Source organism: Altererythrobacter sp. BO-6 (genome assembly GCF_011047315.1).
In the GTDB taxonomy this organism is placed as follows: Bacteria; Pseudomonadota; Alphaproteobacteria; order Sphingomonadales; family Sphingomonadaceae; genus Erythrobacter.
Map to the genome: position 1 here is coordinate 2,484,583 of NZ_CP049259.1, position 23,048 is coordinate 2,507,630.

The window sequence follows — 23,048 nt, forward strand, 5'->3', positions numbered from 1 at the left end:
GCAGACTTCTTCGAGACGGCGTGGTCAGCCACTGGTGATGCTGGCCGTTCTGCTCTCGATCTGGACCGGCGCGCGTGTTTTCATGTGGGAGGCGCCGTGGCCACGGATTGACGAGCTGGTCACACGCGCGGTGCCCACGATGGCGGTCGATGCAGATCAGGAACGTCCGCAGATCACCGCCGTGCCTCCCAGTTTGCCTCAGCGATCCGATCAGCCAGTCAGCATCGAGATTCCGGTTGCGGCAGTGAATCCCGGCAACGCAGCACCGCCACTCGTTTGGCAGCAGCCTGCCGCGCCGCCTCTCCAGGACGCAGTCCATACGGCGGGAGGACACCAGCTGTTGTGGATGGCAGCGATGTCGCATTTGCCGGTGCCTCGAGCCTTGGGGCAGCAACTGGCTCAGGTCGACCCTCGATCGCCGGTAAGTGGTACACGAGTGCCCGCGCGCGATCTCCCGCGGGTTGATCGCTGGTCGCTTGATGGTTGGTTGCTCTGGCGAGAGAAATCCGGCCGTGCATTGGCCGCACCCGGTCGCTCCCCGACTTATGGCGCAAGCCAGGCCGGGGCGGTGCTGCGGTATCGGCTGTCGCCCGGCAGCGGCAACGAGCCGCAGGCCTACACCCGCGCCTACCGGGCTCTGATTGATGGTGGCGAAAGCGAGCTGGCCGCCGGGCTCTCGGCGCGCCCGCTTCCGCGCGTGCCACTGCGTGCCCATGCCGAAGTGCGGGTAACGCAGTTCAGCAATTCAACCGAGCTGCGCCCTTCGGCCTTCGTCACAACCGAACTGCCGGTGGCGCGCTTGCCATTGGGTCTTCGCGCAGAGGGCTATGCCCAGGCTGGTTATGTCGGTGGTAAGGCGGCCACCGCTTTTGCCGATGGGCAGTTGCATGTCATGCGCAGCCTGGAAGAATTTGACCTTGGGCAGCTGAGCCTTGGTGCGGCGGCTTGGGGCGGAGCACAAAAAGGGGCGGAGCGGCTCGATGTGGGGCCAAGCGCGCGCCTGGATCTGGCGATAGGCAAGGCGTCGGCGCGACTTTCGCTTGATTACCGCGAACGCGTGGCGGGCGATGCGGAGCCCCCTTCGGGCGTAGCTCTGACGCTTTCGACACGGTTTTAGCCAGCTAGCCGCGCGGTGCGGCTTTAAACCGCAACAGCGCTGGGCTAGGCGTCAGGGATGGACGTCTACCTGCCCATTGCGAATCTCTCGGTGAACGGTCTGCTGATCGTTGCCCTGGGCGGGCTGACCGGCATCCTGTCCGGCCTGTTCGGCGTGGGCGGCGGGTTCCTCACCACCCCCTTGCTGATCTTTTACGGTATCCCGCCCACAGTGGCGGCTGCCTCGGCGGCGACACAGGTGACCGGCGCGAGCGTGTCGGGCGTACTGGCGCACAACCGCCGCGGCGGGGTTGATTACCGCCTCGGTGCTGTCGCGGTCGGCGGCGGCATTTTCGGGGCCTTGATTGGCGCGCTGCTGTTCCGCTTTTTCCAGTCGATCGGCCAGATCGATGTGATCATCAACGTGCTCTATGTCATCATGCTGGGGGCGATTGGTACGCTGATGATGCAGGAGGCGCTCAGCGTATTGCGCCCGCGTGAAGGGAAGGGGCCACAAGTGCGCAAGCGCCGCCACCATCCGCTGGTAGCGGCCTTGCCGATGCGCTGGCGCTTTTATCGCTCGGGCCTCTACATCTCGCCGCTTGCGCCGTTCATCATGGGCCTGCTGGTCGGTATCCTGACCATGCTGATGGGCGTGGGCGGCGGGTTCATCCTGGTGCCCGCGATGCTCTATATCCTGGGCATGAGCGGCAATGTCGTCGTCGGCACCTCGCTGTTCCAGATCCTGTTCGTGACCATGGCCACCACCATGGTGCACGCGCTCACCACCAAGGCAGTGGACATCGTACTCGCCGGGCTGCTCTTGCTGGGTTCGGTGATGGGCGCGCAATTCGGCACGCAGATCGCCATGAAGGCGCGGCCGGAAATCCTGCGGCTGGTGCTGGCGGCCATCGTACTCGCTGTCGCGGCACGGATGCTGTTCGGGCTGGGGATCCGCCCTGACGAGATATATACGGTGGCGCCGCTATGAGGGCGCTGTTGCTGATCCTTGCCGCTTTCATGCTGATGGGGCAGCGCGATGCGATCCTGGTGCCCGCCGTATCGCAAAGCGAGGTGCAGGTGCGGCAGGGTTTTACCGGCACCGAACTGCTGCTTTACGGGGCGATCCTCGATCCGCGCGGGCAGCGTGGCGGCGCGGAATACGATATCGTCGTGGTGCTGAAAGGTCCGACCGAGCCGATCAGGATCCGCGAGAAGGAACGCATCCTCGGTATCTGGATGAACGCCGAATCTTCCGATTTCCGCTCCGCTCCGTCATTTTTCGCAGTCGCTGCGTCACGCCCGGTGCTGGAGATTGTGGATGAACGCACTGCGGCGATTTACGAGCTCGGGACCGAATTCATCCAGCTTTCTCCAACCGGCCAGATCGAGCCGGAGAAGCAGGCGCGCTTTGCAGCCGGCCTTGTCGACCTGCGCCAGCGGCTGGGCCTTTATCAGGAGGATATGGGCGGGGTGACGATCAGCGAACAGGTGCTGTATCAGGCCCGAATCGAGTTGCCATCGAATGTCACAACCGGCACCTATACCGCTGAAACCTTTGCCATTCGTGACGGGCGGGTGATCGCCTCGGCGATTGCGGAGGTCGAAGTGCGCAAAGTAGGGTTCGAACGGCTGGTGGAGGTTTTCTCGCAGGCCTATTCGCTGTGGTACGGCTTGGCTGCCGTCGCCCTTTCGATCGGCATGGGGTGGCTCGCCGGGCGCCTGTTCGCCTATATCTGATAGCCAATCGGCCACTATCGTTGACGCGATTTTAACCTCGTCGGGCTAACTCCGCGGGCGAGTGAATCCACGCGTTTTGGGGCCATTGCATGACCGATATGGGCAATCAGAATTTCGACCAGTTCAACCGCGCCGCTGGCCAGCAGCCGCAAGCCGCGCCTGCCGCCCCGGCAGCGCAACCGCAAGCTGGCGACATGCCGAACGATAACGCCCGCCTGCCGATCGGCGTGGTGCTGGAGATCGCCGGCTCCGGTTCGGAAATTGCGCTCGATGTCGAACGCATCAACGAATGCATGGAGGATGACGATCCCTCGGTGGCGCTAGCCGGGCAGGTCGGCAGCCAGATCAAGATCCGCGTGGGTGACAGCTGGCTGCTCGCCAGCGTGCGCAACCAGCGCAAGGATCGCCGCAGCGGCGGCGGGATCCTCGCCAATATCGACTTCCTTGGCGAAGGCGTGGAGGAAAAGCTCACCGGACGGCTGCGCGGCTTCCGCCGCGGTGTGACGCGCTATCCGATTCCCGGCGCGATGATCTATCCGGCGACCACCACGGACCTCAAGCAGGTCTATGCCAGCGACGGGCGCGCCAATATCGAAATCGGCACGGTCTTCCCGACCAAGGACATCCGCGCCGGCCTCTATATCGATGCCATGCTGGGCAAGCACTTCGCGCTGCTGGGTTCCACCGGTACCGGTAAGTCGACCAGCGCCGCGCTGATCCTGCACCGGATCTGCCAGGCTGCGCCCGAAGGTCACATCGTCATGATCGACCCGCACGGCGAATATTCGGCGGCGTTCCGCCAGACCGGCCAGATCCTCGACGTGTCGAACCTGCAGATGCCCTATTGGCTGATGAACTTCGAAGAACACTGCGAAGTGCTGCTGACCAGCGCGGGTAACGAACGCCAGGTGGATTCGGACATCCTTGCCAAGTGTTTGCTGCACGCAAGGTCGAAGAACCGCCTGGCTGAACATCTCGGCAAGATCACCGTCGATTCGCCGATCCCCTACCTGCTGTCCGACCTGTCGAACAAGCTGCAGGACGAGATGGGCAAGCTCGACAAGGCCACATCGTCTGCGCCCTATATGCGGATCAAGAACAAGCTCGACGAGCTCAAGGCCGATCCGCGCTACCAGTTCATGTTCTCGGGCATGCTGGTGGGTGACACCATGGTCGAATTCATCAGCAAGGTGTTCCGCATGCCGGGCGAAGGCAAGCCGATCTCGATCATCGACGTGTCGGGCGTTCCGTCGGACATCACCAGCACGGTGGTGGCGGTGCTCAGCCGGCTGGTGTTCGACTTCGCCATCTGGGGCCGCGACGATCGCACCCGACCGATCCTGCTGGTGTGCGAGGAGGCGCACCGTTACGTGCCGAACGAGAAGAACGCCGATGGCTCTTCGGTTGGCCGCATCCTCAGTCGCATCGCCAAGGAAGGCCGTAAATACGGCATTTCGCTGGGCCTGATCACGCAGCGCCCGTCTGACCTTGCCGAAGGCGTGCTGTCGCAGTGCGGCACGATCATCTCGATGCGCCTCAACAACGACCGCGACCAGGCCTTCGTGCGCGCGGCCATGCCCGAAGGCGCGCGCGGCTTCCTCGATTCGATTCCCGCCCTGCGCAACCGCGAATGCATCGTCTGCGGCGAGGGTGTGGCAATTCCCATCCGCGTGGCCTTCGACAACCTCGAGGAAAACAAGCGTCCGGCTTCGGAAGACCCGAGCTTCGTCGAGCTGTGGAGCACCAGCGGCGGCGAGGAGGAAGTCGTCCACCGCGTCGTGCAACGCTGGAGAAGCCAGGGCTGACCCTTGAGTTTCGCACCCGCCTCCGTGGGTGCGTCCTCGCTAGACGTGCAGCAAGCTGCACCCGCTGCGGGCGGGCGGTCGCCCTTTGCCGTCCGCTGGTCGCGAACGGTTTCATCCCAGCATAGCTAGGTACCTCTGGTATCCCCGTAGAGGTGGATATGCAGCCGGTCGCTCATCCGGAAACCGTGCTGCAGGCATAGCTCGCTCAGCCATGCCTGCCGCCCGCGCAGCGTGGCGCTGTCGGTACCTTCGGCCATCAGGTAGACATGGCCGGGGCGGAAGCGATAGCGGCGCTGCAGCGTCAGCACTTCCTCGACATCGTCCGGGTTCGCGATCACGAACTTGAAGAAGGCACGCGGATCGGTGGCATAAGCGTCCAGCCGTTCGGGGATCAGCGCCAGTTCGGCGTCATTGCCCGAATGGGCGAGCTTGGGGCTGACGTTGTACTGGTCGACGCGGATATCGAGCCGCGCGGGCGCGGCGACAGTGCCGTTGGTTTCGATCTCGACTGTCATGTCCGGCAGCAATTCGAGCAGTTCGGCAAGCTTGCCCGCCTGCAGCAATGGCTCGCCGCCTGTAATCACCAGCCGCTTCTGGCCCAGCGCCGCAATGCGCGCAGCGACATCGGCCACTTCCAGCGTGACCTGGTTGGCCTTGCGATCGAAGGTCACCCCATCGCGGTGCGGGCGGTTATCGCCCTCGAAATGCCAGGTGTAGGCGGTGTCGCACCAGGTGCAGGCGAGGTTGCACCGGCTCAGGCGGACAAAGGCGACCGGCATCCCCGCGCTCGGCCCTTCGCCCTGCAGGCTGGCGAAAATCTCGGCTCCACCGGTATCGTCTGTAGCTAGGACTAACGCCAATTCATCCTACCCCAGCCGCTCCAGCGCCGCCTGCAGCCGCTCGGCTTCGGCTGCATGGTGCGCGTGGTCGGCGCGCGCTTTCTCGACCGCTTCGGGCGCGGCGCGCTCGACGAAGTTCGGATTGCCGAGCCGCCCTTCGAGCGATTTCGCTTCCTTCTGGCTGGCGGCCAGCGCCTTTTCGAGGCGGGCGCGTTCGGCATCGATGTCGATGATGCCTTCAAGCGGGATCACGAACACATCGCTGCCAGCAGTGACCTGCATCGCCGGGCCGGCGGGCGCATCGCCAAGCGTTACGGGTGTCAGGCGGGCTAGCCGTTCGATCGCCGCACTGCTGCGCTCGATAGTGCTGCTCGCAAGGTCGGAAGGTGCGGGCAGATATGCCACCAGCTTGGCGCCCGGCGGAATGCCGAGTTCGTTCTTGGCGCTGCGGACACTGGTGGTCAGGTCGATCACCCAGTCGATCGCGTCGGTTGCCGGCTTGCTGACGTTTGCGCGCGGATTGGGCCACTGCGCCAGGATCAGGTCATATTGGCGGGTCCCCAGCGCGTGCCACAGCTCTTCGGTGATGAAGGGCATGAAGGGGTGCAGCATCACCAGGATCTGGTCGAGCGCCCAGCCGGCGACTTTGCGGGTTTCTGCAGCGGCCGTTTCGCTCGCGCCGTCCGCGAACACCGGCTTGATCAGCTCAAGGTACCAGTCGCAGAAACGCGACCAGGCAAACTGGTAGATCGTGTTCGCCGCCGCGTCGAACCGCAGATCGGCCATCGCGGCATCGAGCGCTTCGACCGTCTGCTGGACTTCGCCGATGATCCACTGATTGGCGGCGAGCCGCGCTTCCGGCGCCTTGATCGTGGTCGAAGCGCCAATGCCGTTCGCCTGGCAAAAGCGCGTGGCGTTCCACAGCTTGGTCGCGAAGTTGCGGTATCCCTCGACCCGCTTTTCATCCATCTTGATGTCGCGGCCCTGGCTTTCCATCGCCGCCATGAAGAACCGCAGTGCATCCGCGCCATATTTGTCGATCAGGCCCAGCGGATCGACGACATTGCCCTTGGACTTGGACATCTTCTGTCCGTCTGCCGCGCGCACCAGTCCGTGCAGGTACAGCTTGTTCCACGGGCGCTCGCCCATGTTGAAGTATCCCGCCATCATCATCCGCGCGTCCCAGAAGAACAGGATATCGAAGCCGGAAATCAGCAGGTCGTTGGGATAGTGCTTTTCGAGCAGGTCGGTCCGCTCCGGCCAGCCGAGTGTCGCGAAGGGCCACAGCGCGGAAGAGAACCACGTGTCGAGGACGTCTTCATCGCGGGTTAGGGCAACGCCGTCACCGGCCTGCGCCTGCGCTTCCGCCTCGGTTTCAGCCACGAACACATTGCCCTCAGCGTCATACCACGCTGGAATCCGGTGGCCCCACCACAGCTGACGCGAAACGCACCACGGCTGGATGTTCTCCATCCAGTTGAAGAAGGTCTTTTCCCAGCTCTTGGGGACTATCTCGATCTCGCCGCTTTTGACCGCATTGATCGGCTTCTTCGCCAGTTCGGCAGCATTCACATACCACTGGTCCATCAACATCGGCTCGATAACCACGCCGCCGCGATCGCCGAAGGGCTGGGTGATGACCTTGTCTTCGACCTTTATCATCAAGCCATCGGCGTCGATGTCCGCCACGACCCGTTTGCGCGCCTCATAACGGTCGAGCCCACGATATTCGTCCGGCACAAGGTTGAGCGCGTCGATCTCGGCTGCGTCAGCTTCTGCACCTCGCGCTATTTCCAGCGCCCTTGCTGCGGCCTCTGCATAAGGCAAGCCGTCGCTGCGCATCGCGGCGGCTTCGTCCATCAGGCGGTACATTGGAATGCGGTTGCGTTGGGCCACGCCGAAATCGTTCTCGTCATGTGCACCGGTGATCTTGACCGCGCCCGATCCGAAATCGGGATCAGGATACTCATCGGTGATGATCGGGATCAGCCGCCGGTGTTCCTTCGGACCGACCGGGATCTCGCACAATTTGCCCACGATCGGCGCATAGCGCGCGTCATCGGGATGCACTGCTACAGCGCCATCGCCCAGCATCGTTTCGGGCCGCGTAGTTGCGATGGAAATATAGTCGCGCTCTTCTTCCAGCACGATATTCCCGTCCGCATCGCGCTCGATGTAGATATAGGTTTCTCCGCCTTCCAGCGGGTATTTGAAGTGCCACATGTGACCATTGACGTCACGGCTTTCCACCTCAAGGTCGCTGATCGCGGTCTTGAGCTTCGGGTCCCAGTTCACCAGCCGCTTGTCGCGGTAGATCAGGCCCTTGTTATAAAGATCGACGAACACCTTGAGCACCGCCTTGGTGAAGTGCTCGTCCATGGTGAACTGCTCGCGTGACCAGTCCATCGAACAACCCAGGCGGCGCAGCTGGCGGGTGATGGTGCCGCCGCTTTCCTCTTTCCACTCCCACACCTTCTGCACGAATTCCTCGCGCGAGTAGTTGGTCCGCTTGTCCTGGCGTTCCTCAAGCTGGCGCTCGACCACCATTTGCGTGGCGATCCCGGCATGGTCGGTGCCCACCACCCACAGCGCATCCTTGCCGCGCAGCCGCTCATAGCGGATCACTACGTCCTGCAGCGTGTTGTCGAGCGCGTGACCGATATGGAGGCTGCCGGTCACGTTCGGCGGCGGGTTGACGATGGTGAACGGCTCGGCATCGGGGCGCGACGGGCGGAATGCGCCGGTCTGCTCCCAATGGGCATACCATTTCGCCTCGATTGCGGCGGGGTCGAAAGTCTTGTCGAGTTCTTTGGTCATTACGGTCAGCGCCTTTGCCAGCGAGGGACGCCAGGTGCAACGATTCAAACGTGCCGCGGCAACTGCGCGCTTGTTATGGTTCGATTTTCCCCGCATACCCTGCCACCATGAGCGGCGGGGCCGAATTTTCCATCGAGCATGACAGTGGCGGTGCGGCGAGGCTGGTCCTCACCGGGCCATATCTCGTCTCGACCATCGGCGCGATCGACCAGGACCTGGCCCGGATCGAAGGCGAATTCGACGAGATCGACATCTCCGGCGTCACCGAAATCGACACGGTCGGCGCCTGGGTCGCCTTGCAGCTGGCAGCGCGGCTCTATGCCGAGATAAGCGGGGCGGATGATCGCGCGCAGCGGCTGCTCAAGGCAGTCGGCACGGCGCGCAGCGATGCGGATATCGCCCCGCCGCGCTTGCCGCTGTGGGAACGCGTGCCGGAGGCCGCGGGCGAGCTGATCTTCAAGAGCTGGCACGGCATTGTCGGCGTTATCGGTTTTCTCGGGCAGATCCTGATCGCCTGTGGCAGCCTGATCGCGCATCCGAGCCGGTTTCGCGGCAAGGCCTTCGTCCGCCAGATGGAGCTGGTTGGCGTGTCCGCCCTGCCGATCATCGGGCTGATGAGCTTCCTGATCGGGATCGTCATCGCCCAGCAGGGCGCAGTCCAGCTCGAACAGTTCGGGGCGGAATCGCTGACGGTAAACCTGGTCGGGCGCATCACCTTGCGCGAACTGGGCGTGCTGATGACGGCGATCATGGTGGCCGGCCGGTCCGGTTCGGCCTTTGCCGCGCAGATCGGCACGATGAAGCTGACCGAGGAAATAGACGCCATGCGCACGATCGGCATTTCCCGATCGAAGCTTTGGTGGTGCCGCGCATCCTGGCCTGTACCTTCATGATGGTGCTGCTCGGCTTTTACAGCTCGGTCGTGGCGATCGTTGGTGGCGCGGTGGTGGGTGACCTCTTGCTGGGCATTCCGTTCTGGACCTTCCTGATTCGCATCCAGGAGGTGGTGCCCACGCATGATTTGTGGGTCGGCCTGATCAAGGCACCGGTGTTCGGCCTGATCGTGGCGCTGGCGGGCTGTTATCATGGCATGCAGGTGCGCGGGAATTCCGAAGAGGTCGGCCTGCGCACCACCATGGCGGTGGTTTCGGCCATCTTCGCGGTGATCGTGCTCGATGCCTTTTTCGCGGTGTTCTTCACGGAGATTGGCTGGGGATGAGCCTGCTGGGACAAACCGCACCGGAACAGCACGAACGCTTTCGCGGCGATCACCCGATCGTGGTCGAGGGGCTCAAGACCGCTTTCGGCGAGCACGTGGTGCATGAGAACCTGTCGCTCTCGGTCAACCGGGGCGAAATCCTGGGCGTGGTTGGCGGATCGGGCAGCGGCAAGTCAGTACTGATGCGCGCGATCATCGGGCTGCAGGCGGTCGCTGCCGGTCACATCGAAGTGCTGGGCCGGACCATCAGCGGCGTCGATCTCGACCAGAAGATCGGCGTTCGCCGTCGCTGGGGCGTGTTGTTCCAGGGCGGGGCGCTGTTTTCGACGCTTACCGTGGGCGAAAACGTCGAAGTGCCGTTGAAGCAATTCTATCCCAGCATCGAAGACGAATTGCGGCACGAAATCGCGCGCTACAAAGTGCTGCTGTCGGGCCTGCCCGAAAGCGCGGTGAACAAATTCCCCTCCGAACTTTCTGGCGGGATGAGGAAACGTGCCGGGCTCGCGCGTGCGCTGGCGCTCGACCCGGAACTGTTGTTCCTCGATGAGCCGACCGCGGGCCTCGACCCGATCGGTGCCGCCGCTTTCGACCGGCTGACCAAGGAATTGCAGGAAACCCTCGGCCTTACCGTGTTCCTGATCACGCACGATCTCGACACCCTTTACGAGATTTGCGACCGGGTGGCGGTGATTGCGGACAAGCGCATCATCGCGGTGGGGACGATTCCCGAACTGCTGGAAATCGATCACCCCTGGATTGACGAATATTTCAACGGGCCGCGCGGGCGAGCGGCGCGCGACAGCAAGGACCGGGCCGATGCGAAGCGGTAAGTCGATGGACAATTGCCAGCCGGGAAGGCCATAAGGAACGCGAATGGAAACTCGGGCCAATCATATCTGGGTAGGCGCAGTCACGCTGGCGCTGCTGGCGGCGCTGGCGGCCTTTATCGTCTGGATCGCGCGACTGGGTGAAGGCGCCCAGAACGAATACGACATCCTGTTCCAGCAATCGGTGTCCGGTCTTGCCAATGGCAGCCAGGTCTCCTTTGCCGGCGTCCCGGTGGGGCAGGTGAGCGAAATCGCGCTGTGGCGGCAGGATCCCGAATTCGTGCGCGTGCGGATCAAGGTGAAAGACGATGTGCCTGTACTGGTTGGTACCACCGCGACCATCCAGGCGAGCTTTACCGGCGTTTCGACCATCCTGCTCGATGGCGCGCGCAAGGACGCCCCGCCGATCACTTGTGACACCACGGCGTGCCCGGAAGGCTATCCGCTGATCCCGCCCGCGCGCGGCGGTTTCAACGAAATCCTGGCCAGCGCCCCGGTGTTGCTGGAACGTCTGGCCACGCTGACCGAGCGGATGACGCAGGTCCTGTCGGACGACAACCAGAACCAGATCGCAGCGATCCTGCGCAACACCAATGCCATGACCGCCAGTTTTGCCGAAACCGCGCCAGAGGTGAACGCCTCGCTGCAAGACCTGCAGGTCACACTGAAGGAAGCGGCCGAAGCGCTTGACGCCTTCGAAAAGGTGATGGGGTCGACCGACCAGGTGATCAACAAGGAAGGGCAGGCTTTGGCCAAGGAGCTGCGCGGTACGCTTCAGTCGCTCAATGCCGCTTCTGCATCATTGGCAAAAACGCTCGACGCGGCGCAGCCGGCGGCGCAACAGTTGTCGCAAACGACGATTCCCGCTGCGGAAGCGACGCTGCGCGATCTTGAAGCCACCAGCCGTGCACTTCGCAAGGTGACCGAACGGCTCGAAAGCCAGGGCGCGGGCGCGGTGCTGAAGGGCGAAAGCCTGCCGGATTACAAGCCATGAGAACCGCCATGACGAAAGATCGCGCTATGCTGCATTCCCGCTCCCGGATCTTCCGCCTTGGCCCGTTTCGGCTTGGCCGCGGCCCTGCTGGCGCTCACGGGCTGCGTTAGCCTGGGCGGTGCCAAGCCACCCGAAAGTCTGCTGACGCTGACCCCTGAAATGTCGGCCCCGGCGGGCAGCGCGCTCAATGCCTCGCAAGCGGAAACGATTGCCCTGCATGAGCCAACAGTCCCGGCCGAGATCGACGTGCTGCGCGTGCCGGTGAAGATCGACAGTTCCAACCTGGCCTATTTGAAGCATGCCGTGTGGGTGGAGCGGCCCGCGCAGCTATTCCGGCGGGTGCTGGCGGAAACCATCCGCGTGCGCAGCGAGAAGGTTGTGTTGGCCGGCGGCGATCCGGCCGCGCGCGGCGGCATGCAGTTGCGCGGCAGCCTTACCGAATTCGGCTATGACGCGTCGCGGTCCGCCGTCGTGGTGCGTTATGATGCCACGCTGCTGGGCGAAGACGGCTCTGTGCGCCAGCAACGGTTCGAAGCGGTCGAGGAAGGCGTGCTGGCCGAACCTGGTCCGGTGGGGGCGGCGCTCAACCGCGCTGCCAATGAAGTGGCGCGGCAGGTTGCGGACTGGGCGAAATAGGCCGCGCTAACTGCGCGCCAGCCGCACGAATTCCTCAGCCGACAGAAAATCGCGCTGGCGCTTTGCACGGCGTGCTTCCGCCTCTTCTTCACGGCCCCACAAATCGGCTTGCCATTCCTCTTCAAGGCTGGCGGCGCGCCACAGGCTGGCGGCGTCGGCGTCTTCCTCCAGCGCCAGCAGTGCGATGCAAAGCGACGCGGCGAGCGATGCCATGCCGTGCAGTCCTGCCAGCGTGAAGGGATCGAACTCTTCCAACTGCGCGTGCAATTGCGCCAAAGTTTCGGGCGGCTGCGGGCGATGGATTATCCCGCTGATGCGGGTGAAGCGCATGGCATGGCGCGCTTCAATCCGCTCGACCAGCGGCTCCCACTCTTCCAGCTGGCGGGGGTAGAGCGGCTCGTCCGGATCGGCGCGATAGCACAGCGTGTCGGTTTCGCCGAAGCCCAGCAGGGTGGCGATCGTCGCGTCCCGATCCGGCGCGACGATATCGATCGCATAATCGGCCTGGTCGCGCAGGATGAAGCAGGCAGGGTCAATCTCTTCGCCTTGCTCGGCCCATTCCTGCGCCAGCGCCTCTGCCAGTGCGTGCGAGGGCACAAGCTGCGGCTTGCCGCCGATGGTCTTGAGGCCGCGCCCGTCGAGCTGCACCTGCCAGCCGCCATCGCCTGCGGCGACCTCTACATTGCGATAAAAGCGCTTCATCGGTCGTTCTTGCGCCAGCTTCTTGCAAGCAAGGAAGGCACGAAAAAGAAATCGAACAGGCCAATCGCGGCCAGCACCCAGCCGACCGGAGCTGGCAGGTCGATCACGCCGCGAGCTATGGCGATGCCCAGTAGCACCAGTACCAACCCGCTCACGCGCATCAGGTTCATGACCATGAAGCGCTTTCGTGCCAAGGCTTCCTGATCGTCGATCACAACAGCTTTTCCAGGTCTGACGGCACGCCGGCGATGTGTTCGGCGCCAGCCTGCAGCAATTCCTCGGGCGTGTGATAGCCCCAGGCCACGCCCAGCGCGCGCACCCCGGCATCGCGCGCCATCAGGATATCGAATGTGGTATCGCCGATCATCACCGCCGCATTCGCCGCTACGCCAGCTTCCAGCAGCGCCGCCTCCAGCATATCGGTATGCGGTTTGGAGCGGTGGTGGTCCGAGGTCTGGAGCGAGACGAACAATTCGGTCAGCCCGTGCTGGGCAAGGCAGGCGTTGAGCCCGCGTTCGGACTTGCCGGTGGCGACGGCCAACAGCCAGCCGTCGCTCGCGAGCCTGTGCAGCAAATCATGGATGCCGTCATAAAGCGGCTCATGGATCAACCCTTCCTGCCGGCGGGCAAAGAAGCCCTGCTTGTAGGCATGCACCAGCTGCGCATTCAGCGCATCGTCCACTTCGGGGGCGAGCTTGCGGATGGCGACCGGCAGGCTCAGCCCGACCGACCGGCGCACTTCGTTGCGATCGGGCGGAGGCAGGCCTGCTTCGATAAAGGCTTGCTCCATCGTGTCGCACACATGCGCCTGCCCATCCACCAGCGTACCGTCGCAATCGAAGATCGCCAGGCGGCGGCTCATTTGGCCAGTCCCCCGATCAAGGCCGCGACCGCCTGCGATCCCTGCGCCTCCAGCCCGGCGATCACCCGCTTGCGTTCGTGCTGCGGTGCCTTCTGGTGCAATTTCAAGGTCGGCCGCCAGGCCTGGATCTCCAGTTCGAAGCCGGCAATCGCGCCGAGCAGCTTGCGCAGCTTTTCCGGTGGCGTTTTGGCCATGGTCCATGGCTCCCCGCCTTCAACCCGTGCTTCCTGCCGCGCAGAAAGCAGCTCCAGCAGCTGGAACAGCTCAGCGTCATCCAGCTTTCGCACGCGCCCCTCAAGCTCCAGGCTGACATAATCCCAGGTCGGCACCTGCGTCGGGTCTTCGTACCAGCGCGCGCTGGCATAGGCTTCCGGCCCGTTGACGACCGCCAGCGCGGTCAAGCCATCGAGATGCCGGGTCAGGGCGTTGCCGCGCGAGAGGTGAAATTGCAGCCTGTTGGTGCCCTGATCGCCTTCGCGCAGCAACAGCACCGGAGTGTGGGCGACGCGCGGCCCGTCGGGCGTTTGCGCGAAAACCATCGCAAAGCCGATCTGTTCGATCAGCGTTTCCATCAGTTCGCGATCATCGGTGTGATAGGCGGGATTGGGATGCATCAGCGCTTCTTGCCCTTCGCCGGCCCCTTGGGCTTGCTGGCCCCGCCGCGCGCCCGGCGCGGGCCGCGCTGGCTCTTGCGGTACTGCTTGGCATGCTGGCGCGCGGCCTGCTTCTTCTCGGCGCGGGTCTTTTCGGTGATGTCCTCGCGCACCGGCGAGGCATCGCTCATCGCCGGATCGAAGCCCAATTGCTCCATGCTTGCCGCGAAATGTTCGGGAAGCTCTGCGGTTACGTCCAGCTTGCCGCCACCCGGTTCGCCGATCACCAGCCGCCGCGCGTGCAAGTGCATCTTGCGGCTGATGCTGCCAGTCAGGAAGGCATCCTGCCCGCCATATTTGCCGTCACCCACAATCGGATGGCCGATCGCTTCCATATGGACGCGCAGCTGGTGGGTACGCCCGGTCAGCGGCTCCAGCTCGACCCAGGCGGCTTTCTTGCCCGCGGTATCGACCACGCGATAGCGCGTCTTGGCCGGTTGCCCGCCTTCCATGTCGACATGCATCTTCTCGCCGCCAGTGCCCGGCTGCTTGGCGAGCGGCGCGTCGATCGTGCCTTCCTTCACATCGGGCACGCCCACGATCAGCGCCCAGTATATCTTGCGTGCGCTGCGCCCGGAAAAGCGCTTGGAATAGCTTGCCGCGCTGCCGGGCGTGCGCGCGATCAGCAGCACGCCGGAAGTATCCTTGTCGAGCCGGTGGACCAGGCGCGGGCGCGGCGCATCGCCCTCGACGAAGGCGTCGAGCAATCCGTCGACATGCTTGTGGGTCTTGCTGCCGCCTTGTGTGGCCAGGCCCGGCGGCTTGTTGAGCACGATCGCGCTCTTCGTTTCCTTGATCACCATCGCCTTCGCTTCGGCGATCTCATCGGGCGAAAGCTGGCGTTGGGGCCTGGGCTTGGTGCGTCCAGCCTCCTCCCCGCCGGGCGGTACGCGCAGAACTTGCCCGGCGCTGAGGCGATCTTCGGGCTTCACCCGCTTGCCATCGACGCGCAATTGCCCGGTGCGCGCCCATTTGGAGACCGTGCCGAAGCCGATCTGCGGCAAGTGACGCTTGAACCAGCGGTCGAGCCGCACGCCATCGTCATCGGCATCGATGGTGAACTGGCGCACCTCGCTTGATGGTCGTGGCTGGCTCATGCTGCCACCCGCATCACGATCAGGCCGAGATAAAGCGCCACCAGCCCGGCGAGCACCGATACCCCGGCATAGGTCAGGGCGGTCGCCGCCTGCCCGCGCTCGATCAGCACCATCAATTCCATACTGAAAGCGCTGAAAGTGGTGAACCCGCCCAGCAGGCCCACACCCAGCAACAGACGCCATTGTTCGCCATGCGTGGATCCGTGGCGCGCCAGCCATCCCGCGAGGAGGCCCATTGCCAGGCTGCCAATCACATTGGCGGCGAGCGTGGCCCAAGGGAACGCGGTGACAACCTGCGGGCCAAGCCAGTGCGTCATGCCGCGCCCCAGCTGGTAGCGCAGCAGCGCGCCCACTCCGCCGCCGATGGCGACGTTGAGGCTGGCGGCGAATGGAGATAGGGCGGCGGACATTGCGGCCCTCCTTAACGGCGCTTGGGCCTGCTGCCTAGCGGCGCTTTTTGCGTGCTAAGCCTTGCCAAAAGCGAGTGATTTGGCTAGGGCGCCCCTCGATAGGGCCGACCGCGGTGCGGATTCGGCGCATTTTCGTTGAATTTCAAGTGGGGCAACCCGCGCGCATGCGGGCACTGTTTCATTGCTGTGAGGTATAGGAATTTATGCAAATCATCGTTCGCGATAACAATGTCGACCAGGCTCTCCGCGCGCTCAAGAAGAAGCTGCAGCGCGAGGGCGTCTATCGCGAAATGAAGCTGCGCCGCCACTTCGAGAAGCCGAGCGAGAAGCGCGCCCGTGAAAAGGCTGCTGCCGTGCGCCGTGCGCGCAAGCTTGAGCGCAAGCGGATGGAACGCGACGGCGTCAAGTAAGACGTCTGTGGCCAAGCTTTCCAGCTTGAACGCATCTTCACGATAAGCCATCAGGGCGCGGTTCGATTCCGCGCCCTTTTGCATTCCCGCATCCGGCGCCCGTTTTCATGCAGCAGGACTGATATCCATGGCCGAAGTTACCCGCGTACCCATCCAGCCGATCGAAAAAGGCTCGCTCACCAAGCTGTGGCTGGGGGTGATCGTAGCGGTGTTGATCGGTGCGGGCATTGCGTGGTCGGCCCTGCCGACGGGAATCGAAGTCGAAGAAATCACCGCTGGGACCGGCGCCAGCCCGTCCGATGGCGATGTGGCCTTTATCAAATACAAGGGCATGCTGGACGATGGCACGGTGTTCGATGAAGCCGATTCCTCGCCGTTCCCTCCGGGCGTGTTCCCTGACGGAATCCCGATGCTGATCCAGCCCGGCCAGATGGTCGAAGGCTTCTACCAGGGGCTCAAGCAGATGGAGAAGGGCGGAAAGTATACGCTGCGCATCCCGGCCGAGCTGGCCTATGGCGATGCCCCGCCGCCGCAATCGCAGATCCCGCCGGGTTCCGACCTGACCTTCGAAGTCGAGCTGGTCGATTTCATGAGCCAGGAAGATGCCGAGCGCCGCTTCAGCATCATGCAGCAGATGATGCAGGGGCAGGGCGCGCCAGGCGGCCCGCAAGGCGCTCCTGAAGGTGCGCCGGTTCCTCAACCGTAAAAATGGACTAAGCCGGATAGCGGGTTGATCGCAGGTTCAAACCTGCGACAACCGCCGGATGGCTGACCAAAGCGCAATCGTTCACCCTGCCGACGAGGCAGTCCTGCATGACTGGCCCTTGCGGCCCTGGCTGCTCGCCGCCCTGCTGGGGCTGGCCGGGCTGCTGGTCTATTTCGCGGCTGATGGCGGAGAGAACGTCCCATGGCGTATGGCGCTGGCCGCCGCGGCGGTGTTTGGCCCGCTGGCGCTGGCGTTCACGCTGGCACAGGATCGCTGGAAAGCGCCCGCCATCTTTGCCGCAGCGGTGGCGCTGGTCATGGCGGGGATCGCCTGGCGCGCGACTAGCGCGGGCGATCGCTATGCCGACGAGGAATTCTGGGTCGCGGCCGGCATACTGGCGGTCACGCTGGCGCTGCCGCTGTTCCAGGCGGGCTTTCATCGTTTGCGCTGGGGCACAAGCTACAAGGTGACCCATTTCCACGTCTGGACCGATGCCATCAGCGGGGCGGGCGCGTTGGCCTTTGTCGGCCTGGCCTGGGCGCTGATTGCACTGCTGGCGGAGCTGTTCAGCGTCATCAAGATCGACTTGCTGGAGGACCTGATTGACGAAACCTGGTTCGGCTGGCTGTATTCCGGTGCAGCCTTCGGTGCTGCACTGGGTGTGCTGCGCAACCAGCTGAAGATCATCGGCACGCTGCAGAATGTGGTCCTGCTGGTGCTGTCGATCCTGGCGGTGCCGCTGGCGATTGCGCTGGTCATCTTCCTGCTTGCGGTCGCGGCATCGGGGCTCGACGTGCTATGGGAAGCGACCAAGAGCGCCACGCCCTTGCTGCTTTCGATTGCGGTCGGGTGCTTCGTGCTCGCCAATGCCGTGGTGCGCGACGAGGACGAGCAGGCGAGCAATTCGCGCATTTTGCGGCTGGCGGGCTTCGTGCTGGCGCTGGGGATCCTGCCGCTATCGGTGATGGCGGCGATTTCGATGGGCACACGGATCGGCCAGCATGGCCTAAGCCCCGAACGGTTGTGGGCGCTGGTCGCGATTGCGGTCGCCGTGGCCTATGGCGTGGGGTACTTTGTCGCGGCCCTTCGCGGGCGGCGCGCAGGCTGGCGCGACCTGCTGCGGCAAGCGAACCTCCACCTGGCGGTGCTGACCTGCGTTATTGCCTTCATCCTGGCGCTGCCGCTCTTCAATTTCGGCGCGGTTTCGGCCAGCAACCAGCTCGCCCGGCTCGAGCGTGGCGATGTGAGCGCCGACGATTTCGACTATGTCGCGCTGCGCTGGGACTTTGGTGAGGCTGGGCGTGATGCCTTGGCGAAACTGGCCAAGAGCGAGAATGCGGAAATCGCCAAGTTCGCAAGCGATACGCTCAAGCTGGACCGGAGGCCCTATTACGGCACGACCCGCGCCGATCAGCGAGAGCTTGCCGCCAAGGCGCGGATCACCGTTACGGATCCGGCAGTCGAAAAAGCCTTGCGAGCGCATCTGGAGCGCGAGGTTTTCACTTGTCCGGGTGGATGCCGCGCGGTCGAGGTGGGTGAAGTCGAGGCAGGTCCGCTGATCGCGCTGATAATCGGGGAGAACCCGCAATTCCTTGTCTATGACCGCGAGAAAGCCGAGATCGTCCAATACTGGGTCCAGGATGGCAAAATCCTGATGCTTGGTACCTATCACGCGAAAAGGGTCGAGCGCGAAGGGAGGATCGAGCTCCGCCGTTTCGAAGGGCGCCAGCTCTATGTCGGCGATCAGCCGGTTGGCCAACCGTTCGAATAGCGTGTTTCCGCCGCAACTCCCGCTTGAAGCGCGCCGCACGCACCGCTAACGCGCGGCTATGTCCGTAGATAAAGCAACCGTGGCCAAGATCGCCTCTTTGGCCCGCATCAAGATGGGTGATGCAGAGCTCGAGCGCATGGTGCCCGAGCTCAATGGCATCCTCAAATGGGTCGACCAGCTGGGCGAAGTCGATGTGACCGGCATCGAGCCGATGACCGCGGTGATCCCCAATCATTTGCGCTTGCGCGACGACGTCGTCGATGCCGATCCGCTGACCGGCGGCGGCAAGCGCGCCGATGTACTTGCCAATGCGCCTGCAGCCGAACACGGCTTCTTCGGCGTGCCCAAGGTGATCGAATAATGGCTGATCACACCGAACTGGGCGTCAAGGCGATCCGTGACGGGGTCGCGGCGGGCGATTTCACCGCGCGCGAAGTGGCGGAAAGCTTCAACGCTGCTGTGGCCGCTGCGGCCGATCTCAACGCCTTTATCGTCACCACGCCGGATCACGCGCTGGCCGCCGCGGACAAGGTCGATGCCGACCGTGCAGCGGGCAAGACTTTGGGCAAGATGGCGGGCGTGCCGATCGGCATGAAGGACTTGTTCGCCACCCATGGCGTGCAGACCACCGCTGCCAGCCACATACTTGAAGGGTTCAAGCCCGAATACGAAAGCACCGTCAGCCAGAACCTGTGGACTGCGGGCGCGGGCATGCTGGGCAAGCTCAACCTTGACCAGTTCGCGATGGGTTCTTCCAACGAAACCAGCTATTTCGGCAATGTCAGCTCGCCCTGGCGCAAGGCAGGCAGCAATGCTGCGATGAGCCCGGGCGGGTCTTCGGGCGGTTCCTCGGCCGCGGTTGCCGCGCGGATCGCGCCCGCCGCGACCGGCACCGACACCGGCGGCTCGATCCGCCAGCCCGCTGCGTTCACCGGCATTTGCGGGATCAAGCCGACCTATGGCCGCTGCTCGCGCTGGGGCGTCGTGGCATTCGCCAGCAGCCTCGACCAGGCCGGGCCGATGGCGCGCACTGTCGAGGACTGCGCGATCATGCTCGAAGCGATGGCGGGCTTCGATCCGAAGGACGCGACTTCGCTCGACATGCCGGTGCCCGCCTGGGAGGCCGGCCTCAATCCTGACCTCAGGGGCAAGAAAGTCGGCATTCCGCGCGAATACCGCATGGATGGCACCGACGAGGCGATCCTGAAGAGCTGGGACCAGGGCAAGGAATGGCTGCGCGATGCGGGCGCGGAGATCGTCGATATCAGCCTGCCGCACACCAAATATGCGCTGCCCGCCTATTACATCGTCGCCCCGGCCGAAGCGTCCAGCAACCTCGCGCGCTATGACGGCGTGCGCTATGGCCTGCGCAACCTGCCTGAGGGCGCGGGCCTGCAGGATATGTATGCTGCCACCCGTGCCGCGGGCTTCGGTGATGAGGTCAAGCGCCGCATCCTGATCGGCACCTATGTGCTGAGCGCGGGCTTCTATGACGCCTATTATAACCAGGCGCAGAAGGTGCGGGCGCTGGTCGCGCGCGATTTCGAGCGGGCCTGGGCGGATTGCGACGTGATCCTGGCACCGACCACGCCGACGCCGAGCTTCCCGCTCAATTCGCTCAACGAAGATCCGCTGACGATGTATCTCAACGATGTGTTCGCGGTACCCGCCTCGCTCGCGGGACTTCCGGCGATGAGCGTGCCGGCGATGCTGACCGATAACGGGCTGCCGCTCGGCCTCCAGCTGGTGGGCAAACCGTTCGACGAGCAAGGCGTGCTCAATGCAGGGCTGGCAATCCAGAGCCGCGCAAACTTCACCGCCAAGCCGGAGAAGTGGTGGTGAGCGCCGATCCGGCGCTCTTGATCGCCGGGGTGGCGATCGCGCTGGCTGTACCGGTGACTTTCATGGTCGCCAATTGGGTGCGGAAGAACGTCGATCACGGCGAAGCGCGTTTCGGGCCGGATGGCAAGGTGATCGAGGACGAGGACAGGAAATGAGCAATTATCGCATCCAGGGCGCAACCGGAGAATGGGAGGTCGTGATCGGCCTTGAGGTTCACGCGCAGGTCGTTTCGAAGTCCAAGCTGTTTTCGGGCGCGGCGACCGCTTTCGGGGCAGAGCCGAACGCGCAGGTCAGTCTCGTCGATGCGGCGATGCCCGGCATGCTGCCCGTACCCAATCGCGAGTGCATTCGCCAGGCGGTGCGCACCGGCATGGCGATCGAGGCGCAGATCAACAAGTGGAGCCGGTTCGACCGCAAGAACTATTTCTATGCCGATCTGCCGCAGGGCTACCAGATCAGCCAGCTCTATCACCCGCTGGTGGGTGAGGGCAGCCTCACCATCGATGCGGACGAGAAGGCAGGAATTCCCGAAGACAAGGTGATCGGGATCGAACGGATCCATGTCGAGCAGGATGCAGGCAAGCTGATGCATGACCAGCACCCGACCATGTCCTATGTCGATCTCAACCGCTGCGGTGTGGCGCTGATGGAGATCGTGTCCAAGCCGGACATGCGCAGCCCCGCCGAAGCGGGCGCCTATGTGCGCAAGCTGCGCTCGATCCTGCGCTATGTCGGCAGCTGCGACGGCAATATGGAAGAAGGTTCGATGCGCGCCGACGTCAACGTCAGCGTGCGCCGTCCGGGCGAGCCCTTCGGCACGCGGACCGAGACCAAGAACGTCAACTCGGTGCGCTTCGTTATGCAGGTGATCGAATATGAGGCGAACCGCCAGGTCGACCTGATCGAAAGCGGCGGCGCGGTGGAACAGGAAACCCGCCTGTTCGATCCGGGCACCGGCACCACCCGAACCATGCGCAGCAAGGAAGACGCGCACGACTATCGCTATTTCCCCGATCCGGACCTGCTGCCGCTGGAACTCGACGACAGCTTCCTTGAGGAATGCCGCGCCTCGCTGCCCGAATTGCCCGACGCCAAGCGCGCCCGTTATGAGAACGAACTGGGCCTAACCCCCTATAACGCCCGCGAATTGACCGCCGAGGTCGAAACCTTTGCGCGGTTTGAAACCCTGCTGGCCGTAGTCACGGAGAAGCTCGGCAAGGCCGAAAAGGACGTGGCGACGCAGGTTGCCAACTGGTCGCTCTCGGTCGCGCCCGGCGTGATCAAGGCGCTGGGCGACGAAGGCAATCCGGCCCACGCGACTGCCGAGGCGCAGGCCGCGATCCTGAAGATGCAGGATGCCGGCGAAATCAGCGGCGGCCAGGCCAAGGAAATCTTCGAGATCGTGCTCAAGACCGGCCGCGCCCCGGACGAGATTGCCGACAGCGAAGGGCTGAAGCAGGTCAGTGACACCGGCGCGATCGAAGCCGCGATCGACGCGATCATCGCCGCCAACATGGACAAGGTCGAGGAATACCGCGGCGGCAAGGACAAGCTGTTCGGCTTCTTCGTCGGCCAGACGATGAAGGCGATGCAGGGCAAAGCCAATCCGGCGGTGGTCAACCAGATCCTGAAGGACAAGCTGGACGGCTGAGCATTAGACGATGACTTCCATCGTCCTCGTCCAACCGGAAATTCCCGGCAATACGGGCGCGGTCGGGCGCACCTGTGTGGCGCTGGATATGGAGCTGATCCTGATCCACCCGCTTGGTTTCCAGATTTCGGACAAACGGGTGAAGCGTTCGGGGCTCGACTACTGGCCGCATATCCGGCTGTCCGAATACGCCAGCTGGACAGACTTCATCGCCGATCGTGCGCCGCGCCCTGACCAGCTCTACCTGTTCGAGGAGTACGCGCCGCGCAGCTTCTACGAGCCGGACTATCCGGCGGATGCTTATCTGGTGTTCGGGCGCGAAACCAAGGGCATCCCGCCCGAAATTGTCGAAGCGCATCGCGAGCAGATGGTGAGCCTGCCGATGCGATCGGACAAGGTCCGCTCGCTCAACCTGGCGAACAGCGTTGCGGCGGCGGCCTATCAGGCATTGCGGGCGCATTTGCCGCGCTAACGCCTAGTCAGCCGCCTTCGATGAAGGCATCGACGATCACATAGGTCTCCGGGCCGAAACTGATGGTTAGTTGGTCGCCATCGCGCGTAGTCTTGAAATCCCAGCCTGCCGATCCGTCTGCTTGCGCGCTGTCCGCGCCATAGGCTTCGGTTCCCTTGAAGAAGATCGCGCGCTTGCGGCCATCGGGTTTGGTCACTTCGACCAGATGTTCGCCTTCGCCATTCCAGTTGCGCTTTACCCCAGCCTCGCATGATTGTGTCGGCGAGGCGTTGTCAAAGCCACATTTGAGAATCGTGGTTGCGTGGTATCCTGTCTCGGGATCCTTGGCGTCGCCAAAGCCATAGGCTGGTTCGCCATTGGCCATCGTCGTAGACTCTTCAGGTCCGGTAGCCGCGTTTTCTACATCCACGGCTTTGGCCGCCTCATCACCTTCGCCTGAATTGCCGCCGCAAGCCGCAAGCGTCACCAGCAACGTAGCCGCACAAAACTGCCTGATCATA

24 protein-coding genes and 1 pseudogene are annotated in these 23,048 nt (G+C 63.8%); 16 read left to right on the plus strand and 9 right to left on the minus strand.

The window, feature by feature from the left end; genetic code table 11:
• The first annotated feature begins 37 nt into the window (after nucleotides 1-37).
• From G6N82_RS12140 to G6N82_RS12155, 4 genes are all read left to right on the plus strand, one after another.
• Nucleotides 38-1,117: a hypothetical protein gene (locus tag G6N82_RS12140; RefSeq protein WP_206520196.1), complete on the plus strand. Its 1,080-nt coding sequence runs from the start codon at nucleotides 38-40 to the stop codon at nucleotides 1,115-1,117.
• Between the two features lie 57 nt (nucleotides 1,118-1,174).
• Nucleotides 1,175-2,086 (plus strand): sulfite exporter TauE/SafE family protein, encoded by a 912-nt coding sequence (locus G6N82_RS12145; RefSeq protein WP_165196803.1) that lies wholly within the window; start codon nucleotides 1,175-1,177, stop codon nucleotides 2,084-2,086.
• Complete coding sequence (locus G6N82_RS12150) at nucleotides 2,083-2,835, plus strand: TIGR02186 family protein (RefSeq protein ID WP_165196805.1); 753 nt, start codon at nucleotides 2,083-2,085, stop codon at nucleotides 2,833-2,835. The genes G6N82_RS12145 and G6N82_RS12150 overlap by 4 nt, the downstream gene beginning before the upstream one ends.
• A 194-nt stretch (nucleotides 2,836-3,029) precedes the next feature.
• Nucleotides 3,030-4,640: an ATP-binding protein gene (locus G6N82_RS12155; RefSeq protein ID WP_241255264.1), complete on the plus strand. Its 1,611-nt coding sequence runs from the start codon at nucleotides 3,030-3,032 to the stop codon at nucleotides 4,638-4,640.
• Nucleotides 4,641-4,765: 125 nt separating this feature from the next.
• On the opposite strand, the gene G6N82_RS12160 is transcribed toward G6N82_RS12155, so the two are convergent.
• Together G6N82_RS12160 and G6N82_RS12165 are read right to left on the minus strand one after the other, a co-directional pair.
• Nucleotides 4,766-5,500: a 7-carboxy-7-deazaguanine synthase QueE gene (locus tag G6N82_RS12160; RefSeq protein ID WP_165196809.1), complete on the minus strand. Its 735-nt coding sequence runs from the start codon at nucleotides 5,498-5,500 to the stop codon at nucleotides 4,766-4,768.
• Between the two features lie 6 nt (nucleotides 5,501-5,506).
• Nucleotides 5,507-8,296, minus strand: coding sequence for a valine--tRNA ligase (locus G6N82_RS12165; protein WP_165196811.1), 2,790 nt, complete (start codon nucleotides 8,294-8,296; stop codon nucleotides 5,507-5,509).
• A 107-nt stretch (nucleotides 8,297-8,403) separates the two neighbouring features.
• Between G6N82_RS12165 and G6N82_RS12170 the strand changes: the two are divergent.
• The 4 genes and pseudogenes from G6N82_RS12170 (at nucleotide 8,404) to G6N82_RS12185 (ending at nucleotide 11,972) form a co-directional block, all read left to right on the plus strand.
• Nucleotides 8,404-9,515: pseudogene (locus tag G6N82_RS12170) on the plus strand (ABC transporter permease).
• The gene (locus G6N82_RS12175) at nucleotides 9,512-10,345 is read left to right on the plus strand and encodes an ATP-binding cassette domain-containing protein (RefSeq protein WP_165196813.1); all 834 of its coding nucleotides are present in this window, start codon (nucleotides 9,512-9,514) and stop codon (nucleotides 10,343-10,345) included. Before G6N82_RS12170 ends, G6N82_RS12175 begins: the two are co-directional and overlap by 4 nt.
• Nucleotides 10,346-10,388: 43 nt before the next feature.
• Complete coding sequence (locus G6N82_RS12180; protein WP_165196815.1) at nucleotides 10,389-11,336, plus strand: MlaD family protein; 948 nt, start codon at nucleotides 10,389-10,391, stop codon at nucleotides 11,334-11,336.
• Between the two features lie 57 nt (nucleotides 11,337-11,393).
• Complete coding sequence (locus tag G6N82_RS12185) at nucleotides 11,394-11,972, plus strand: ABC-type transport auxiliary lipoprotein family protein (protein ID WP_241255096.1); 579 nt, start codon at nucleotides 11,394-11,396, stop codon at nucleotides 11,970-11,972.
• 6 nt (nucleotides 11,973-11,978) lie between these two features.
• Here the strand turns inward: G6N82_RS12185 and G6N82_RS12190 are convergent, their stop codons facing one another.
• Genes G6N82_RS12190 through crcB form a run of 6 tightly spaced genes read right to left on the minus strand, consistent with a single transcriptional unit; the run spans nucleotide 11,979 to nucleotide 15,696 of the window.
• The gene (locus G6N82_RS12190) at nucleotides 11,979-12,674 is read right to left on the minus strand and encodes an ATP12 family protein (RefSeq protein WP_165196817.1); all 696 of its coding nucleotides are present in this window, start codon (nucleotides 12,672-12,674) and stop codon (nucleotides 11,979-11,981) included.
• On the minus strand, nucleotides 12,671-12,889 hold the full coding sequence (locus G6N82_RS12195; protein WP_165196819.1) for a hypothetical protein: 219 nt from the start codon (nucleotides 12,887-12,889) through the stop codon (nucleotides 12,671-12,673). The genes G6N82_RS12190 and G6N82_RS12195 overlap by 4 nt, the downstream gene beginning before the upstream one ends.
• On the minus strand, nucleotides 12,886-13,536 hold the full coding sequence (locus G6N82_RS12200) for an HAD-IA family hydrolase (RefSeq protein ID WP_165196821.1): 651 nt from the start codon (nucleotides 13,534-13,536) through the stop codon (nucleotides 12,886-12,888). The genes G6N82_RS12195 and G6N82_RS12200 overlap by 4 nt, the downstream gene beginning before the upstream one ends.
• Nucleotides 13,533-14,150 (minus strand): FMN-binding negative transcriptional regulator, encoded by a 618-nt coding sequence (locus G6N82_RS12205; protein WP_165196823.1) that lies wholly within the window; start codon nucleotides 14,148-14,150, stop codon nucleotides 13,533-13,535. The genes G6N82_RS12200 and G6N82_RS12205 overlap by 4 nt, the downstream gene beginning before the upstream one ends.
• On the minus strand, nucleotides 14,150-15,286 hold the full coding sequence (locus tag G6N82_RS12210; RefSeq protein WP_165196825.1) for an RluA family pseudouridine synthase: 1,137 nt from the start codon (nucleotides 15,284-15,286) through the stop codon (nucleotides 14,150-14,152). Before G6N82_RS12210 ends, G6N82_RS12205 begins: the two co-directional genes overlap by 1 nt.
• Complete coding sequence (gene crcB, locus G6N82_RS12215; RefSeq protein WP_165196827.1) at nucleotides 15,283-15,696, minus strand: fluoride efflux transporter CrcB; 414 nt, start codon at nucleotides 15,694-15,696, stop codon at nucleotides 15,283-15,285. Before crcB ends, G6N82_RS12210 begins: the two co-directional genes overlap by 4 nt.
• Nucleotides 15,697-15,899: 203 nt before the next feature.
• Here crcB and rpsU point away from each other — a divergent pair, with 203 nt between their 5' ends.
• The 8 genes from rpsU to G6N82_RS12255 all read left to right on the plus strand — a co-directional run bounded on the left by rpsU (nucleotide 15,900) and on the right by G6N82_RS12255 (nucleotide 22,548).
• Nucleotides 15,900-16,106 carry a 30S ribosomal protein S21 gene (gene rpsU / locus G6N82_RS12220; protein WP_021690322.1) on the plus strand — a complete coding sequence of 69 codons (207 nt, stop codon included), beginning with the start codon at nucleotides 15,900-15,902 and terminating at the stop codon, nucleotides 16,104-16,106.
• 127 nt (nucleotides 16,107-16,233) lie between these two features.
• On the plus strand, nucleotides 16,234-16,812 hold the full coding sequence (locus tag G6N82_RS12225) for an FKBP-type peptidyl-prolyl cis-trans isomerase (RefSeq protein ID WP_165196829.1): 579 nt from the start codon (nucleotides 16,234-16,236) through the stop codon (nucleotides 16,810-16,812).
• 58 nt (nucleotides 16,813-16,870) lie between these two features.
• Entirely contained in the window at nucleotides 16,871-18,583 is a 1,713-nt protein-coding gene (locus G6N82_RS12230) for a DUF4153 domain-containing protein (protein ID WP_165196831.1), read from the plus strand.
• A 58-nt stretch (nucleotides 18,584-18,641) separates the two neighbouring features.
• Entirely contained in the window at nucleotides 18,642-18,944 is a 303-nt protein-coding gene (gene gatC, locus G6N82_RS12235; protein WP_165196833.1) for an Asp-tRNA(Asn)/Glu-tRNA(Gln) amidotransferase subunit GatC, read from the plus strand.
• Entirely contained in the window at nucleotides 18,944-20,425 is a 1,482-nt protein-coding gene (gene gatA / locus G6N82_RS12240) for an Asp-tRNA(Asn)/Glu-tRNA(Gln) amidotransferase subunit GatA (protein WP_165196835.1), read from the plus strand. The genes gatC and gatA overlap by 1 nt, the downstream gene beginning before the upstream one ends.
• Nucleotides 20,422-20,580 carry a glutamyl-tRNA amidotransferase gene (locus tag G6N82_RS12245; protein ID WP_241255097.1) on the plus strand — a complete coding sequence of 53 codons (159 nt, stop codon included), beginning with the start codon at nucleotides 20,422-20,424 and terminating at the stop codon, nucleotides 20,578-20,580. The genes gatA and G6N82_RS12245 overlap by 4 nt, the downstream gene beginning before the upstream one ends.
• Complete coding sequence (gene gatB / locus G6N82_RS12250; protein ID WP_165196839.1) at nucleotides 20,577-22,076, plus strand: Asp-tRNA(Asn)/Glu-tRNA(Gln) amidotransferase subunit GatB; 1,500 nt, start codon at nucleotides 20,577-20,579, stop codon at nucleotides 22,074-22,076. The genes G6N82_RS12245 and gatB overlap by 4 nt, the downstream gene beginning before the upstream one ends.
• A gap of 10 nt (nucleotides 22,077-22,086) precedes the next feature.
• The gene (locus tag G6N82_RS12255) at nucleotides 22,087-22,548 is read left to right on the plus strand and encodes a tRNA (cytidine(34)-2'-O)-methyltransferase (protein ID WP_165196841.1); all 462 of its coding nucleotides are present in this window, start codon (nucleotides 22,087-22,089) and stop codon (nucleotides 22,546-22,548) included.
• A 7-nt stretch (nucleotides 22,549-22,555) separates the two neighbouring features.
• Here G6N82_RS12255 and G6N82_RS15065 read toward each other — a convergent pair whose 3' ends face one another.
• Nucleotides 22,556-23,047, minus strand: coding sequence for a hypothetical protein (locus tag G6N82_RS15065; RefSeq protein WP_241255098.1), 492 nt, complete (start codon nucleotides 23,045-23,047; stop codon nucleotides 22,556-22,558).
• Nucleotide 23,048 lies beyond the last annotated feature (1 nt).

Coding starts and splice junctions, on each gene's coding strand:
- G6N82_RS12140 (WP_206520196.1), top strand. CDS start 38: ATGCTGGCCGTTCTGCTCTCGATCTGGACCGGCGCGCGTGTTTTCATG.
- G6N82_RS12145 (WP_165196803.1), top strand. CDS start 1,175: ATGGACGTCTACCTGCCCATTGCGAATCTCTCGGTGAACGGTCTGCTG.
- G6N82_RS12150 (WP_165196805.1), top strand. CDS start 2,083: ATGAGGGCGCTGTTGCTGATCCTTGCCGCTTTCATGCTGATGGGGCAG.
- G6N82_RS12155 (WP_241255264.1), top strand. CDS start 3,030: ATGCCGAACGATAACGCCCGCCTGCCGATCGGCGTGGTGCTGGAGATC.
- G6N82_RS12165 (WP_165196811.1), bottom strand. CDS start 8,296: ATGACCAAAGAACTCGACAAGACTTTCGACCCCGCCGCAATCGAGGCG.
- G6N82_RS12175 (WP_165196813.1), top strand. CDS start 9,512: ATGAGCCTGCTGGGACAAACCGCACCGGAACAGCACGAACGCTTTCGC.
- G6N82_RS12180 (WP_165196815.1), top strand. CDS start 10,389: ATGGAAACTCGGGCCAATCATATCTGGGTAGGCGCAGTCACGCTGGCG.
- G6N82_RS12190 (WP_165196817.1), bottom strand. CDS start 12,674: ATGAAGCGCTTTTATCGCAATGTAGAGGTCGCCGCAGGCGATGGCGGC.
- G6N82_RS12200 (WP_165196821.1), bottom strand. CDS start 13,536: ATGAGCCGCCGCCTGGCGATCTTCGATTGCGACGGTACGCTGGTGGAT.
- G6N82_RS12205 (WP_165196823.1), bottom strand. CDS start 14,150: ATGCATCCCAATCCCGCCTATCACACCGATGATCGCGAACTGATGGAA.
- G6N82_RS12210 (WP_165196825.1), bottom strand. CDS start 15,286: ATGAGCCAGCCACGACCATCAAGCGAGGTGCGCCAGTTCACCATCGAT.
- crcB (WP_165196827.1), bottom strand. CDS start 15,696: ATGTCCGCCGCCCTATCTCCATTCGCCGCCAGCCTCAACGTCGCCATC.
- rpsU (WP_021690322.1), top strand. CDS start 15,900: ATGCAAATCATCGTTCGCGATAACAATGTCGACCAGGCTCTCCGCGCG.
- G6N82_RS12225 (WP_165196829.1), top strand. CDS start 16,234: ATGGCCGAAGTTACCCGCGTACCCATCCAGCCGATCGAAAAAGGCTCG.
- G6N82_RS12230 (WP_165196831.1), top strand. CDS start 16,871: ATGGCTGACCAAAGCGCAATCGTTCACCCTGCCGACGAGGCAGTCCTG.
- gatC (WP_165196833.1), top strand. CDS start 18,642: ATGTCCGTAGATAAAGCAACCGTGGCCAAGATCGCCTCTTTGGCCCGC.
- gatA (WP_165196835.1), top strand. CDS start 18,944: ATGGCTGATCACACCGAACTGGGCGTCAAGGCGATCCGTGACGGGGTC.
- gatB (WP_165196839.1), top strand. CDS start 20,577: ATGAGCAATTATCGCATCCAGGGCGCAACCGGAGAATGGGAGGTCGTG.
- G6N82_RS12255 (WP_165196841.1), top strand. CDS start 22,087: ATGACTTCCATCGTCCTCGTCCAACCGGAAATTCCCGGCAATACGGGC.
- G6N82_RS15065 (WP_241255098.1), bottom strand. CDS start 23,047: ATGATCAGGCAGTTTTGTGCGGCTACGTTGCTGGTGACGCTTGCGGCT.